The sequence below is a fragment of the Enterobacter sp. 198 genome, assembly GCF_009025585.1.
Classification (GTDB): Bacteria; Pseudomonadota; Gammaproteobacteria; order Enterobacterales; family Enterobacteriaceae; genus Enterobacter; species Enterobacter ludwigii.
In genome coordinates, this window is record NZ_WCIM01000006.1 from 78,970 (window position 1) to 94,600 (window position 15,631).

Sequence of the window (15,631 nt, forward strand, 5' to 3'; positions counted from 1 at the left end):
GCACCAAAGATTGTCAATTAATGCTTGACGATTTTCCAAGCTCAATAAATAAAAAACCCCTGAATTAACAGGGGGCTGTGTATTTATTCTTTACAAATAACTCTCAGGTCAACTCTAGAACGGAATATCGTCGTCGAAGTCCATTGGGGGTTCGTTAGACGGTGCTGGCGCGGACTGCTGCTGTGGGCGAGACTGCGCGCCACCGCTGAACTGGTTGCCGCCCTGTGGCTGCTGAGGCTGACCCCAACCGCCCTGCTGCTGCTGACCGCCACCTGCTGGTGCACCACCGCCCTGACGGCCGCCGAGCATCTGCATGGTGCCACCCACGTTGACCACAACTTCCGTGGTGTACTTCTCAGCGCCGGCTTGATCGGTCCATTTGCGGGTACGCAGCTGGCCTTCAATATAAACCTGAGAACCTTTACGCAGATACTCACCAGCCACTTCCGCCAGTTTGCCAAACAGCACAACGCGGTGCCATTCAGTCTGCTCTTTCATCTCACCGGTCGCTTTATCACGCCAGGATTCGGAAGTAGCCAGCGTAATGTTGGCAACTGCGCCACCACTCGGCATGTAGCGTACTTCCGGGTCCTGGCCCAGATTACCGACGAGAATCACCTTGTTTACGCCTCTGCTGGCCATGTTCGTGTCTCCTGAATACGTTTCTTAATAGTGTAAACGCGCGAGTGTACCATTTCCACGCTGCAATTTGCATAGTTGCGTAGTCGGTTCCGAAATCTCTCGCGAACTCGACATTGTTACACAGTGAATCAGAAAATGCATTCCAATACTGTATATTCAAACAGGTCATTTTGTGTCATAATTAGCCGTTTCTGACAGCCGTTTGTCCTTCAAACAAACCAGGCAATCCGTGTTCCAACCGGGAAAGGTGAATGGATAAGATCGAAGTTCGGGGCGCCCGCACCCACAATCTCAAGAATATCAACCTCATAATCCCTCGCGACAAACTCATCGTCGTGACCGGGCTTTCGGGGTCTGGCAAATCCTCACTGGCTTTCGACACTTTATATGCCGAAGGACAGCGTCGTTACGTGGAGTCACTCTCTGCATACGCACGTCAGTTCCTGTCACTGATGGAAAAACCGGATGTAGACCATATTGAAGGGTTATCACCTGCTATCTCCATTGAGCAGAAATCCACCTCGCATAACCCGCGTTCAACGGTTGGTACGATTACCGAAATTCATGACTACCTGCGTCTGCTGTATGCACGCGTGGGTGAGCCGCGCTGCCCGGATCACGACGTCCCGCTGGCCGCGCAGACCGTAAGCCAGATGGTGGATAACGTGCTGTCGCAGCCGGAAGGTAAACGCCTGATGCTGCTGGCGCCCATCATTAAAGAGCGTAAGGGCGAGCACACCAAAACGCTGGAGAACCTGGCAAGCCAGGGCTATATCCGCGCCCGTATCGACGGCGAAGTGTGTGACCTGTCGGATCCGCCTAAGCTGGAGCTGCAGAAGAAGCACACCATCGAAGTGGTGATTGACCGTTTCAAAGTCCGTGACGATCTGGCGACCCGCCTGGCCGAATCCTTCGAAACCGCGCTGGAACTCTCTGGCGGTACGGCCGTGGTCTCCGATATGGACAACCCGAAAGCGGAAGAGCTGCTCTTCTCCGCCAACTTTGCCTGTCCGATTTGTGGTTACAGCATGCGCGAGCTGGAGCCGCGTCTGTTCTCGTTCAACAACCCGGCGGGCGCCTGTCCGACGTGTGACGGACTGGGCGTACAGCAATATTTTGACCCGGACCGCGTGATCCAAAACCCGGAGCTGTCGCTGGCTGGCGGTGCGATCCGCGGATGGGATCGCCGCAACTTCTACTATTTCCAGATGCTGAAGTCGCTGGCAGAGCACTATAAATTCGACGTCGAAGCCCCGTGGGCCAGCCTGAACCCGAACGTGCACAAAGTGGTGCTGTTCGGTTCCGGCAAAGAGAACATCGAGTTCAAGTACATGAACGATCGCGGTGATACCTCCGTGCGCCGTCACCCGTTTGAAGGGGTGCTGCACAATATGGAGCGCCGCTACAAAGAGACCGAATCCAGCGCGGTTCGCGAGGAGCTGGCGAAGTTTATCAGCAACCGTTCCTGTGCGACCTGTGAAGGTACGCGTCTGCGCCGTGAAGCTCGCCATGTGTTTGTTGAAAACACGGCGCTGCCGACCATCTCAGACATGAGCATCGGTCACGCGATGGACTTCTTCAACAACCTGAAGCTCTCCGGCCAGCGCGCGAAAATCGCGGAAAAAGTGCTGAAAGAGATCGGCGATCGTCTGAAGTTCCTGGTGAACGTCGGCCTGAATTACCTGACGCTTTCCCGCTCCGCAGAGACCCTCTCCGGTGGCGAAGCTCAGCGTATCCGCCTCGCGAGCCAGATTGGCGCAGGCCTGGTCGGCGTGATGTATGTGCTGGATGAACCCTCAATCGGCCTGCACCAGCGTGACAACGAGCGTCTGCTCGGCACGCTTGTCCACCTGCGTAACCTCGGTAACACGGTGATTGTGGTTGAGCACGATGAAGACGCGATCCGCGCCGCTGACCACGTTATCGATATCGGCCCGGGCGCTGGCGTACACGGCGGCCAGGTGGTCGCGGAAGGGACGCTGAAAGATATTATGGCGGTGCCGGAGTCATTGACCGGCCAGTACATGAGCGGCAAGCGCAAGATTGAAGTGCCGAAACAGCGTGTACCGGCGAACCCGGAAAAAGTGCTAAAGCTGACCGGCGCCCGCGGCAACAACCTGAAAGATGTGACGCTGACGCTGCCGGTTGGGCTGTTTACCTGTATCACCGGCGTATCCGGTTCCGGTAAGTCGACGCTGATCAACGATACGCTGTTCCCGATTGCGCAGACGCAGCTGAACGGCGCGACGCTGGCCGAACCGGCGCCATACCGTGACATCCAGGGGCTGGAGCATTTCGATAAAGTGATCGATATCGATCAGAGTCCAATCGGGCGGACTCCGCGTTCCAACCCTGCCACCTATACGGGCGTGTTCACACCCGTACGTGAACTGTTTGCAGGTGTGCCGGAAGCGCGTTCACGCGGGTATACGCCAGGACGTTTCAGCTTTAACGTGCGCGGCGGACGCTGTGAAGCGTGCCAGGGCGACGGGGTTATCAAGGTTGAGATGCACTTCCTGCCGGATATCTACGTGCCGTGCGACCAGTGCAAAGGCAAACGCTATAACCGCGAAACGCTGGAGATTAAGTACAAAGGCAAAACTATTCACGAAGTGCTGGATATGACCATCGAAGAGGCGCGTGAGTTCTTTGACGCGGTCCCTGCGCTGGCGCGTAAGCTGCAGACGCTGATGGATGTGGGCCTGACCTATATTCGTCTGGGGCAGTCTGCCACCACGCTGTCTGGCGGTGAAGCACAGCGCGTGAAGCTGGCGCGTGAGCTCTCCAAACGCGGTACCGGCCAGACGCTGTACATTCTCGATGAGCCGACCACCGGTCTGCACTTTGCCGATATCCAGCAGCTGCTTGATGTTCTGCATCAGCTTCGCGATCAGGGCAACACGATTGTGGTCATTGAACACAACCTGGACGTGATTAAAACCGCGGACTGGATTGTCGATCTCGGCCCGGAAGGCGGCAGCGGCGGCGGTGAAATCCTCGTCTCCGGTACGCCAGAGACCGTTGCAGAGTGCGAAGCCTCGCACACCGCGCGCTTCCTCAAACCGTTGCTGTAATTGTCACACGGAGAGTTGCTGTCGGGTCGCTTCCGGCAGCAGCTCTACCGCCTGCTGATAAGACGCGTCCACCAGATAGTAAATTTGCGAACCCGGCAGTGAACCGTCGAGATAAACGGTGCTCCAGTGCGCTTTGTTGAGATGCTTGCTTGGCCGGACGTCATGGTGCTGCTGGCGTAACAGCTCCGCCAGTTCCGGGCTGGTTTTCAGCGACGCCGCCGGGCGACCCTCAACCTCTTTCACCATCGCAAACAGAATATCCCCCACTTTAATCTGCGTGGCTTTCCAGTCGCTGTGAACGCTCTGCTCCGCGCCAGGTTTACTCATGCAGTACTGAAGTAGCTCCGAAATTGTCATCTTTATTCCCCTTGTAGCGTTGCGATAATTTTACGCGAACCACCGTGAATACGATGTTCTCCCAGCCAGATCCCTTGCCACGTTCCCAGCAGTAACCGACCATTGTGCACCGGCAGCATCAGCGATACGCCCAGCAGAGAGGATTTGATATGCGACGGCATGTCATCTGCTCCCTCATAGTCGTGTTCATAAGGGGCGTTGTCCGGAACGGTTTTGAGAAAATGCTGCTCCATGTCAGACCGGACGGTGGGATCGCAATTTTCATTAAGCGTGAGAGAGGCTGACGTGTGCTGAAGCAGCAGATGCAGTAACCCCGTCCTGATGCGCGAGAGGTCGCGAATTTGCCCAATGACTTCATCAGTCACCAGATGAAATCCACGAGGTTTCGTGCTTAAGGTCAGGGTCTGTTGATACCACATGTGCTGCTCCGTTATGAAAGATGAATCTTTCTAAGTGTGCAGCAAGAAAGCGAAAGGTAAAACCCACAGCGGCGAGATTTGATTAAAAAAGAGGCAACCTCGCCGCCCGGCGGTTAATACTCAGAATTAACAATCACTTCTTCGCCAAACTTTCCGGCCATGGGCAACGGTCGATACGTAGAGTTTGAGGCGCGTAACACCCTGATCCCTCTGGCTCCGACGTCATGCGCGGCGGTGATATCGTTATCTGAATCGCCATAGAAGACTTTGATGTTCTTCTGTTCAAGCCATTGGGTTTTGGTGTTTTGGCCAGGTTTGTCGCCGGCAAAAATAACCGGATTCATGCTGGAAGCCGGGATCTGAAAATCATCCTGCAGCGTTTTAGAGACGGTTTCGGTTTTGGTCTGGCTGCGTCCGGTCACAAAGTAAATGCTGTCGCCGCGTTTAACGTGCATGGCGATAAGCGCGCGCGCCACCTCTTTAGGAATGCTGAACTCGTCCCAGCCGTTATTCATCTTTTCCCAGAACTCGGGGTTCTTCAGATACGCTTCGCTGTCCGGTGAGTAGGTTTTTTTGCCCCGCCAGAATCCCGGGCTGGAAAACAGGACCGTATCATCGATATCAAAGCCTACAGCCATTGGCGGGCGCCCTAACAGGCTATTTTCGATTTGGGCTACGGATACCCAGTGAACAGGTGCTTGCTCGGCAAGCATGGCGGCGGTTGTGCCGGTGTAAAGCGGCGTCGGTGCGGAAGCGCGCGCGACGACGGCACTATTTAGCGAGAACAATAAGCAGGCGGCGCTGAGCGCCAGTGTGATCTTGCGCATGTTTTCCCCTGAATATTCAGTTTGTTATCGTTTTATTTTGAGTGAATGGTCAAAAAACTATCCGACCATAACCCCGGGGGGAGATGAAGGGAAGGAGTTTTTACTTATGAAGCTGAATAAAAAGAAGAAGATCACAAAGCGCGGATGAGGTCTGAAAGCCCGGTAGACGCAGCGCCACCGGGCAAGATTTTTGTGCGTCCTGACGCTCTCACCCGGCCCTCTCCCGCAGGGAGAGAGGGATGATAGTGAGTGCTTACATCACTGCGGCAAACGCCTGCGCAACACGATGAACGTTGCTGGCATTAAGCCCCGCCACGCACATACGGCCGCTGGAAATCAGGTAGACGCCGAACTCTTCACGCAGGCGATCGACCTGAGCCGCGCTGAGGCCGGTGTAGCTGAACATCCCACGCTGCTTAAGCAGATAGTCAAAATTATGCCCTGGGACGGCCTCTTTCAGCACGTCGACCAGCTCCTGACGCATCGTCAGGATGCGCTTGCGCATAGATTCTACTTCGGCGAGCCACGACGCTTTCAGCCGATCGTCACCCAGCACCGTGGCGACTACCTGCGCACCAAAGTTTGGCGGGCTGGAGTAAATGCGGCGCACGGTCGCCTTCAGCTGACCGAGCACGCGTCCGGCCGCTTCAGCGTCCTCACAGACCACTGACAGGCCGCCGACGCGCTCACCGTACAGGGAGAAGATTTTTGAGAACGAGTTGCTGACCAGCGCAGGCAGTCCGGCGCTGGCAACGGCGCGGATAGCGTAGGCATCTTCTTCCATGCCCGCGCCAAAGCCCTGATAGGCGATGTCGAGGAAGGGGATCAGGTTACGCGTCTTCAGCACGTCGATTACCGCATCCCACTGGGCATTAGTCAGGTCTGCACCGGTCGGGTTATGGCAGCACGGATGCAGCAGAACAATACTGCGCTCCGGCAGCGTATTCAGTTTTTCCAGCAGCGCGTCAACACGCACGCCGTTGGTTTCGCTGTCAAACCACGGATAGGTCTGCACCGTAAAGCCAGCGCCCTCAAAAATCGCCACGTGGTTTTCCCACGTCGGGTCACTGACCCACACGCCAGAATCCGGGAAGTATTTTTTCAGAAAGTCAGCGCCAACTTTTAATGCGCCCGAGCCACCCAGCGTCTGGATGGTCGCCACCCGTTTTTGTGTCAGCACGGCGTGATCGGCACCAAACAGCAGCGGCGCAATGGTGTTGCGGTAGCTGTTTAACCCTTCCATTGGCAGATAGAGCGAGGCTCCGTGCGGGACGGCGTTAAGACGCGCTTCCGCTTCTGCTACGGCTTGCAGCTGAGGAATAATGCCCTCCTCGTTGTAATACAAACCAATACTGAGGTTGACTTTGTCGCTGCGAGGATCTTCTTTGAAACGCTCCATTAAGGAGAGAATGGGGTCGCCGGCATAGGCGTCAACTTTCTGAAACACGCGATGATTCTCCGGAATTCGATGAGGCAGGGATTTCAACAATAAACCGGATATGACAGAAGATCGAGAGCGATATCAGATCCGTTCCTGCAGATGTCGTCGAATCTGTTCAATGCGTTCAGCAAGCGAACCAGAAACAGGCAGATAGGGGATATTTCTGTCAGTTAACGCGCGGATGTACCATGCCTGTTGTCGCTGGCGGAATGCAGCCCCCTGACGGGTACCATCCTGAACAAAAGGAAACTCATCGCCACAGAGCACCACCAGAGAATATGCGCGCCCGGCTAATTCCTCTAGCTCGCGTGGCGCGCTGCCAAACTGGTCGAGCATATAAAACAGCGTGGTTAAGGGCGAGGTATCGCAAACCAGGAAGGGAGCCGTGCTGGCCATCGCTTCACGACGCACCTGCTCGCGGGCAATATGCAGCAGATCGTCGCATCCCAGCACGCCATTCTTCTCTTCCCAATATTCTCGGCCAAACTCGGCGACAAATGGGGCGTTGAGCGTCGTCGCCAGTGCGCGGGAAAGCGTGCTTTTTCCTGTCGATTCGCCCCCCAATAAACAAATCCGAAAGACAAAGCTACGGTAGACCTCCGGGGACATCATCGTGCGGTAGCGATGGACGTCAGAACGTATCAGGGTTCCCGAGGGCGCATCAGGCCCCTTCGGACGCTGGAGGCGGACATGCGTAACCTGCTTGCCAAAACGCTGGCTTAACACCGCCGCAAATCCGTCGCCGTAGTCTTCGGCGGTAAATACGGCCTGTGGCTGGCAGTGAAGTATTTTTTCACACAGCGTTGCCACGTAATGCCGGTGAAGATCGGCATCCGCATCATTATGCGGCAGTGGTTCAAGCGCATGGGTCGCGATGACCTCCGGTGTCAGCACAAGGTGATGACATTGCGGGAAGCGCGCGCTTAACCAGTGAAGGCGCTTGTCGGGGTCATAACCCGGGATTTCCGGACGCGAATAACTGATGATATAGACCGTCTCACACTGGGCCAGCGCAGCATTTATCAGCGCTTCATGCCCCACGTGTAATGGCGCAAATTTGCCCACAACCAGACCGTCGCGATAAGGCTTCACTGGGCGCGAATCTCCTTACGCCACTGATATAAACCGTGCCAGGCATTAAACCAAAACACCAGATATAAACCCGCGGTCAAATGCAGATCTCTCATCGCATATAACGGGACCGCCAGCGTGTTTACAGCCAGCCAGACGTACCAGTTCTCCAGGCGTCGCCCCATTAACATAAACTGTGCAAGCACGCTGAATGTCAAAATAACGGAGTCCACCCAGGGGGCCCAGGCGTTAGTGTAGCGATGCAAGATCAGGCCATAAATCGCGGCCACCAGCAGGGCGCAGGCGAGCAGGATGAAGAAATGTCTGAGCCGGGTACGCCGAACGGGCAATACCTCCCCGCGATGACCTTTGAGCCAGTGCACCCAGCCGGTGATGCTGGTGATGATGAAAAAGAGCTGCAGGGTAACGTCTGCGTAAAGCTGAACCGAATAAAAGACCCAGCCATAAAGCCCACTGCCGATGATGCCTATCCACCACGTGTGAATACTGTTTCTGGCAGCCAGCCAGACCGAGAGGGCATAAGCCAGACAAGCGGCCATTTCGGATGGTGACATTACCCCTCCCTGGAAAGGTCTGTTAGTCGATGTACTTCATCGCAACCCTTGATGTCAGGCGCGTGATAAGTTCGTAAGCACTCACTTTTGTGATTTCAGCGATGCGTTCAACAGGCAAACCCTCACCCCACATCACCACGTCATCACCCGGTTTATCCTGTGCATCTGGCCCGAGGTCAATACAGATCATGTCCATCGCCACGCGGCCCACGATGTTCGCTTCACGGCCATTGACCAGTACCGGCGTGCCAGACGGCGCGGCGCGGGGATAACCGTCGCCATAGCCCATCGCCACCACGCCAAGGCGTGTGTCGCGCTCACTGGTCCAGGTTCCGCCGTAGCCCACGGGCTCACCCGCTTTGTGATCGCGCACGGCAATCAGGTTAGACACAAGGGACATTACCGGCTGGAAACCAAAATCCGGCCCCCAGGGTCTGTTCTCCAGCGGAGAGACGCCGTAAAGAATAATGCCTGGACGCGCCCAGTCGAAGTGCGACTGCGGCCACAGCAAAATACCGCCAGACGCGGCAATGGAGCGCATTCCTGGCTTGCCTTCGCAGAAAGTATTAAAAATATCCAGCTGCTGCTCGGTCGCGCCACACTCGGGTTCATCGGCACGGGCAAAGTGGCTCACGATATTCACCGGCTGACGGACGTTTTTGCACTGACACAGACGCTGATAAAACGCGTCCGCCTTTTCCGGGCGCACGCCCAGACGGTGCATGCCGGTATCGAGCTTCATCCAGACGGTGACAGGCTCACTCAGTTCGGCAGTTTCCAGCGCCGCGAGTTGTTCTTCGTTATGTACCGCGGTGTGCAGATGCTGGTCAGCAATGGTCGGCAGATCTGCCGCTTCAAAAAAGCCTTCCAGCAGCAAAATCGGTTGAGTGATCCCACCCGCGCGCAGGCGGATGGCTTCTTCAAGACGGGCGACGCCAAAGGCGTCGGCATCGGGGAGCGTTCGCGCGGTCTCAATAAGACCGTGTCCGTAAGCGTTCGCTTTCACGACTGCAACGAGTTTACTGGCGGGAGCCAGTTCACGCAGACGTTGCAGGTTGTGTCGCAGAGCGCGGCGGTTAATGACTACAGTTGCCGCTTGCATTTGAATTCCTTAGAAATTACTCATCATCATATTGAGGACCGGCGTAGTTGTCGAAACGCGACCACTGTCCGTTAAAGGTCAGACGTACCGTACCGATAGGGCCGTTACGTTGTTTACCAATAATAATTTCGGCGATCCCTTTCAGGTCGCTGTTCTCGTGATAAACCTCATCACGGTAGATGAACATGATTAAGTCGGCATCCTGCTCGATGGAGCCCGATTCACGCAGGTCGGAGTTGACCGGGCGCTTATCAGCACGTTGTTCCAGGGAGCGGTTAAGCTGCGACAGCGCCACCACGGGCACATGCAACTCTTTGGCTAACGCCTTGAGCGAGCGGGAAATCTCCGCGATTTCCAGCGTACGGTTGTCGGACAGCGACGGCACGCGCATCAGCTGAAGGTAGTCAATCATGATAAGGCCAATACCGCCATGTTCACGGGCGATACGGCGCGCACGGGAGCGCACTTCCGTCGGCGTCAGGCCGGAGGAGTCATCGATATAAATATTCCGTTTTTCCAGCAGGATACCCATGGTGCCGGAGATACGCGCCCAGTCCTCATCGTCGAGCTGGCCGGTACGGATACGGGTCTGATCCACGCGCGACAGCGACGCCAGAGAACGCATCATGATCTGTTCTGATGGCATCTCAAGACTGAAGATAAGAACCGGCTTGTCCTGCAACATCGCCGCATTTTCGACGAGGTTCATCGCAAATGTCGTTTTACCCATGGAGGGACGCGCCGCGACGATAATCAAATCCGACGGCTGCAGACCCGCGGTTTTCTTATTGAGATCGTCATAGCCGGTGTTCACGCCGGTGACACCGTCGTGCGGCTGCTGGAACAGTTGCTCAATACGCGCGACGGTAGCATCAAGCACATCAGCGATATTTTTCGGGCCTTCGTCTTTATTTGCCCGACTTTCCGCGATTTTAAAGACGCGGGACTCGGCGAGATCAAGCAGGTCTTCGCTGGTACGCCCCTGCGGATCAAAACCGGCGTCGGCGATCTCATTCGCCACCGAGATCATCTCACGAACAACAGCACGTTCGCGCACGATATCGGCATAAGCGCTGATATTCGCCGCACTTGGCGTATTTTTTGACAGTTCCGCCAGGTAAGCAAACCCACCCACGCTGTCCAGTTGCCCCTGACGCTCCAGCGATTCCGCGAGCGTGATAAGGTCAATCGGGCTGCCCGACTCCTGCAGACGTGCCATTTCAGTAAAGATATGACGGTGCGGACGGGTATAGAAATCCTCGGACACCACGCGCTCGGCGACGTCGTCCCAGCGTTCGTTATCCAGCATTAAACCGCCCAACACCGACTGTTCCGCTTCAATCGAGTGCGGCGGGACTTTTAATCCTGCGACCTGGAAATCACGCTCGCGAGGTTCAGTCTGTTTGTTGAAGGGTTTGTTTCCTGCCATAGTGAATGGAGTTACCGAGATAAAGAGTGGGTCGAAAGATTACCATATTTTTCTGACGGAGGGAGCATGGCAACGCGCATTGAATTCCAGAAACATGGTGGGCCAGAAGTGTTAAACGCGGTGGAGTTTACCCCCGCAGCGCCTGGTGAAAACGAAGTACAGGTTGAAAACAAAGCCATCGGCATTAACTACATCGACACCTATATTCGCGGCGGTCTCTATCCGCCTCCCTCCATGCCAAGCGGACTGGGAACGGAAGCGGCAGGCGTCGTGCTCAAAGTGGGCAGCGCCGTTAAGCATATTAAAGAGGGCGATCGCGTGGTGTACGCGCAATCCGCGCTGGGTGCCTACAGTTCCGTGCACAACGTGCCGGCCGATAAAGCCGCCCTTCTGCCAAATGCCATCTCGTTTGAACAAGCGGCCGCCTCATTCCTGAAAGGGCTCACGGTCTATTATCTGCTGCGCAAAACCTATGAGATCAAACCTGACGAGCAGTTCCTGTTTCATGCCGCAGCGGGCGGCGTGGGGCTGATCGCCTGTCAGTGGGCCAAAGCGCTCGGTGCAAAACTTATCGGCACGGTGGGCAGTGCACAAAAAGCCCAGCGCGCGCTTCAGGCCGGCGCCTGGCAGGTGATTAACTACCGTGAAGAGAGCATTGCTGAGCGCCTCAAAGAGATAACCAACGGCAAAAAGGTGCGCGTGGTTTATGACTCGGTGGGTAAAGATACCTGGGAGGCGTCGCTGGATTGTCTGCAGCGTCGCGGGCTAATGGTGAGCTTCGGCAACGCCTCGGGCGCTGTGACCGGCATTAATCTTGGCATTCTCAATCAGAAAGGGTCGCTGTATGTGACTCGCCCTTCCCTGCAGGGGTATATCACTAACCGGGAAGAGCTGATCGAGGCCAGCAACGAGCTCTTTTCGCTGATCGCCAGCGGTGTGATTAAAGTGGATGTGGCGGAGGCGCAGAAATACGCGCTAACCGATGCCAGGCGTGCACATGAGGTGCTGGAGAGCAGAGCGACACAGGGTTCAAGTCTGTTAATTCCCTGACCCCTAAAAAGAAATTGGGCTTCCCGTGGGAAGCCCTTTCTTTTTTTTAGTTCGGCTGTATGTAGGGTACAGCTCGATGAATTCTTTAGCGGCAGTCATAGTGACAGATTCGATAAGTAAATCCTATTCTGTTCTAAGCAATGCTGCCGGAAAAGTTGCAGGTATGTGACGAACACCTCAATACCTTAGTAACGAAAACGGTTATTGCGCTGATAAGTGGGCAGTTTTGGTGATTTAATCGCCCGTATTACCCACACCACGGCAATGGCCAGCAGCAGCCACGGCAGGAGCTTCAGCGTCAGGGCAAATAATCCCCCGATAAACATGACCACCGTCGCCACGACGATAGCCGCCAGAATCCCGAGCAGGGAAATCCCCGTCATCATCAGCATGACAAAAAAGCCAATCACAAAAAGTAGTTCTAACATGGTGCTCTCCCACGCGTTCCCGAATGATACCGCGATCATTACAAGAATCATGCCAACCATAACCCGCTGTTCTTAAAGCAAAACGCCCCGCACGGGTGTGCGAGGCGTGGTGAATTTGACGATCTTTTAGCGAAAATTATCGCTTATCAGCGACAAGACGTAGCGCGTGTTCCAGCACCTCGATATCTGCACCGGCTTTATGCGCGTTCTCGCTAAGGTAGCGACGCCACTGGCGTGCTCCCGGGATCCCCTGGAACAGGCCCAGCATATGACGGGTGATATGACCAAGATACGTCCCGTTACTCAGCTCACGCTCAATGTAGGGATACATGGCGCGTACCACGGCCACCGGGTCGGTATCTGCGCCTTGAACGCCAAAGATTTCCCTGTCGACCGTCGCCAGAATGCCTGGATTTTGATACGCCTCGCGCCCGACCATTACGCCATCCATATGCTCCAGGTGTGTTTTGGCCTCTTCCAGCGATTTAATGCCGCCGTTGATCGACATCGTGAGCTGCGGGAAGTCACGTTTTAGCTGGTACACGCGCGGGTAGTCCAGCGGCGGGATTTCACGGTTCTCTTTCGGGCTAAGTCCGGAGAGCCAGGCTTTACGCGCATGGATGATAAACATCTCGCACTCGCCTTTCCCGGAGACCGTATTGATAAAATCGCAGAGAAATTCGTAGCTGTCCTGGTCGTCAATGCCGATACGGGTCTTGACCGTCACCGGAATGGAAACCACATCGCGCATCGCCTTGATGCAGTCTGCCACCAGGGATGCATTGCCCATCAGACACGCGCCGAACATGCCGTTCTGCACACGATCAGACGGACAGCCAACGTTAAGGTTAATTTCGTCATAGCCGCGCGCTTCTGCAAGCTTCGCACACTGCGCCAGCGCAGCGGGATCGCTACCGCCAAGCTGCAGCGCAACCGGATGCTCTTCTTCGCTGTAGGCCAGATAGTCGCCCTTTCCGTGAATAATTGCTCCGGTGGTCACCATTTCGGTGTACAGCAACGTATGGCGGGAGAGCTGACGCAGGAAGTAGCGACAGTGTCTGTCCGTCCAGTCGAGCATCGGCGCAATGGAGAAACGGTGTGCAGGGAAAGCAGTCTGTAATTCTGACGACATGGCGAAGTTTTAAGCATCTGGTGAAAAGGGCGCGCTACTATAGCACAAAGAAAAGCCGGAGGCGCAGCGCCTCCGGTGCACTTTAGAAGGTCATGCTCAACTGGGCGCCTGCGCCCCAGGTCTCGTCTTCACCATACAGGCCCATCAGGTCGACATGGACCGTGTTAAACGGTGCAAAACCGACACCGCCTGTGAAGACATTGCTGTCATTACCTTTCATGTCAGCACGGAAACCCGCACGCACCGCCAGCCAGTTCAGCGGCGTCACTTCGGCGCCTACGCCAACATACTGAGAAGTGTCTTCGCTTTTGAAGCCTTTGGTTTCCGTCAGATCGCCATCGGCGGTTAACGTCACCAGATCGTTATGCCAGGCGGCACCCGCGGTAACCAGAGGGCGGATCTGGTAGGTGTCTTTATAGCTCACCACCTCCCCCGTGCGCCCGTTGCGGATGCGAATGTCTTTGGTGTCGATATCGCGTGACATCAGGTTTTGTCCGCTCACGCCGACCGTCCAGTGCTCACCAAAATCGGCCGCGATACCGGCATCAACGTTAAAGCCGGTGTCGTCAGTACGGTAGCGGCTGTCGTTCCACTTGTTGCTGTCATAATCGTAAATGGAGGTGGTGTAGTTATAGACCCAGGTCTTTTGCAGTTTTGGAGTCACGCCAACAGACACCGGAACACCGCCAAGCTCGAACTGACGCGCCACCGCGATACCATAGTCGGAGACAATTGCCGCCCGGCCAGACGCCGTTGAGTTGAGGTTTTTCGTGATTTGATCGGTGCCGTTCAGCGCAGCGTCCAGTGCAACGCCGGCAGCCACCGCATCGCTGCGTTGAATACCGCGCAGGTAATCAATATCTTGCTGATCAATAGAAGAACTGACGCGTCCGTGGGCATAGCCTTTAGCCATAAAGGCCACGGAAAGGACATCGTTAGGAATACTGACGGCTATCCCCGCACCCGCCGTGGCGCGTGCCGTTTTGCCCTTGAGATAATCCAGCTCATCGGCGAGATCTTTCGCCGCGCCCTGGAACTGGTTGATGGAACCTAACGGGTTGGTAATGATCTCAATCGGTGTAAGGTTATCAACCACGTCTTTGTAATGGTTGATTTTATCGTTGATGGTATCAATCTCATCCTGAAGATTGTCTTCATCGGTCACCTGCACGCCAGCGGACGGTAAAATGACCGTCACATCGTCGTCCGGTTTCGCCTTCGCCAGTAGCGCAGGGTTGATTAACGCCCCGCTGCCATAGTTTCCGGCCGCGACACCCGTGCCCCCCATGGCGTCGCTACGTGATTCTGTCCAGGTATTGGCTGCTCCCGCCTGATTTGCCATAAACAAGGAGACAGCGATGCTAACCACCGAAAATTTAAAATGTTTTTTCACAGTATGCTCGTCTTATAGTCTGTTATTAAATAACCCCTGTCTGTTATCTCCCAAACAGGAACGAACTATTGCTGTGAATAAGTGCAAAAAGACCCGCCATTTCCTTAAGTTAAATTCCCGCCAGGCCTGTTGTTATTTGTGACGGCCCTCAATATTTATAGAAGAGGAAATTATTTTTTCCCAGGTTTTCCATCGTGCGGTCCGAAAAACTGAGGAGGGTGGTCTACCCAGCGATCGTCGCGCGTGGCGGCGTACTCCGGATTAAGCGGGTAATAGATACGGTTATGCTTCTTGTTGGCCTCACCCACCACCAGAAGCCGTACCTCTTCGCCGGTGTTGTTGATGAAGGTATGACAGACCCCGGTTCCGGCGGGAAAGCCCACGCTGTCGCCAGGTTCAAGTTTCCATAAATATCCGTTAATCCAGGCCTCAGGGTAGCCTTCAAGCACGTAGATAAACTCTTCTTCGTCGCTTTCAGCATGTGGATAAGAGGTCCGTCGGCCTGGCGGTAAACGCTCATGGTGTATACCAATGCGTCCAAGACCGAGCTTACGCGCCAGCGGTGCGCCAATGGAAAAACGTTCACTACTGTCGGGATAGGTTGAGTCATCTGCGCCTTCTATGTCGCGCCAGTGTCGAATACAGTCAGGTCTTTTCATCGTTTATTCCCCGGATTGCGTTGCGTCAGGTA

The 15,631-nt window shown here is 55.3% G+C and carries 15 protein-coding genes; 2 read left to right on the top strand and 13 right to left on the bottom strand.

All coding sequences use genetic code 11. The features are described from left to right. Positions 1-114 precede the first annotated feature (114 nt). A complete protein-coding gene (gene ssb1 / locus F8561_RS01690) occupies positions 115-642 on the bottom strand; it encodes a single-stranded DNA-binding protein SSB1 (protein ID WP_020882840.1) in 528 nt (175 codons plus the stop codon). A 251-nt stretch (positions 643-893) separates the two neighbouring features. On the opposite strand from ssb1, the gene uvrA reads away from it, so the two are divergent. Next, entirely contained in the window at positions 894-3,716 is a 2,823-nt protein-coding gene (gene uvrA / locus F8561_RS01695) for an excinuclease ABC subunit UvrA (RefSeq protein ID WP_014168220.1), read from the top strand. Positions 3,717-3,719: 3 nt separating this feature from the next. Here uvrA and F8561_RS01700 read toward each other — a convergent pair whose 3' ends face one another. The 8 genes from F8561_RS01700 to dnaB all read right to left on the bottom strand — a co-directional run bounded on the left by F8561_RS01700 (position 3,720) and on the right by dnaB (position 10,937). Continuing rightward, a complete protein-coding gene (locus F8561_RS01700) occupies positions 3,720-4,073 on the bottom strand; it encodes an MmcQ/YjbR family DNA-binding protein (protein ID WP_014168219.1) in 354 nt (117 codons plus the stop codon). 2 nt (positions 4,074-4,075) lie between these two features. Then, the gene (locus F8561_RS01705; protein ID WP_151887080.1) at positions 4,076-4,492 is read right to left on the bottom strand and encodes a secondary thiamine-phosphate synthase enzyme YjbQ; all 417 of its coding nucleotides are present in this window, start codon (positions 4,490-4,492) and stop codon (positions 4,076-4,078) included. A 113-nt stretch (positions 4,493-4,605) separates the two neighbouring features. Continuing rightward, positions 4,606-5,319 carry an acid phosphatase AphA gene (gene aphA, locus F8561_RS01710; protein WP_014168217.1) on the bottom strand — a complete coding sequence of 238 codons (714 nt, stop codon included), beginning with the start codon at positions 5,317-5,319 and terminating at the stop codon, positions 4,606-4,608. 253 nt (positions 5,320-5,572) lie between these two features. Further along, entirely contained in the window at positions 5,573-6,766 is a 1,194-nt protein-coding gene (gene tyrB, locus F8561_RS01715; RefSeq protein ID WP_032679391.1) for an aromatic amino acid transaminase, read from the bottom strand. A gap of 75 nt (positions 6,767-6,841) precedes the next feature. Further along, complete coding sequence (locus F8561_RS01720; protein WP_025206390.1) at positions 6,842-7,852, bottom strand: AAA family ATPase; 1,011 nt, start codon at positions 7,850-7,852, stop codon at positions 6,842-6,844. Beyond that, positions 7,849-8,406: a nicotinamide riboside transporter PnuC gene (pnuC, locus tag F8561_RS01725; RefSeq protein WP_151887081.1), complete on the bottom strand. Its 558-nt coding sequence runs from the start codon at positions 8,404-8,406 to the stop codon at positions 7,849-7,851. The genes F8561_RS01720 and pnuC overlap by 4 nt, the downstream gene beginning before the upstream one ends. 22 nt (positions 8,407-8,428) lie before the next feature. Beyond that, positions 8,429-9,508 (bottom strand): alanine racemase, encoded by a 1,080-nt coding sequence (alr, locus tag F8561_RS01730; protein WP_014168212.1) that lies wholly within the window; start codon positions 9,506-9,508, stop codon positions 8,429-8,431. A gap of 16 nt (positions 9,509-9,524) precedes the next feature. Further along, positions 9,525-10,937, bottom strand: a complete 1,413-nt coding sequence (gene dnaB, locus F8561_RS01735) for a replicative DNA helicase (protein WP_151887082.1) — start codon at positions 10,935-10,937, stop codon at positions 9,525-9,527. Between the two features lie 66 nt (positions 10,938-11,003). On the opposite strand from dnaB, the gene F8561_RS01740 reads away from it, so the two are divergent. Next, positions 11,004-11,987, top strand: coding sequence for a quinone oxidoreductase (locus F8561_RS01740; protein WP_014168211.1), 984 nt, complete (start codon positions 11,004-11,006; stop codon positions 11,985-11,987). A gap of 185 nt (positions 11,988-12,172) precedes the next feature. Here F8561_RS01740 and pspG read toward each other — a convergent pair whose 3' ends face one another. From pspG to F8561_RS01760, 4 genes are all read right to left on the bottom strand, one after another. Continuing rightward, entirely contained in the window at positions 12,173-12,415 is a 243-nt protein-coding gene (gene pspG / locus F8561_RS01745) for an envelope stress response protein PspG (protein ID WP_020882842.1), read from the bottom strand. 136 nt (positions 12,416-12,551) lie between these two features. Continuing rightward, positions 12,552-13,547 (bottom strand): tRNA dihydrouridine(20/20a) synthase DusA, encoded by a 996-nt coding sequence (gene dusA / locus F8561_RS01750; RefSeq protein WP_151887083.1) that lies wholly within the window; start codon positions 13,545-13,547, stop codon positions 12,552-12,554. Between the two features lie 82 nt (positions 13,548-13,629). Beyond that, positions 13,630-14,889, bottom strand: coding sequence for a conjugal transfer protein TraF (traF, locus tag F8561_RS01755; protein WP_153853120.1), 1,260 nt, complete (start codon positions 14,887-14,889; stop codon positions 13,630-13,632). 221 nt (positions 14,890-15,110) lie between these two features. Further along, complete coding sequence (locus F8561_RS01760) at positions 15,111-15,599, bottom strand: cupin domain-containing protein (RefSeq protein WP_149377033.1); 489 nt, start codon at positions 15,597-15,599, stop codon at positions 15,111-15,113. Positions 15,600-15,631 lie beyond the last annotated feature (32 nt).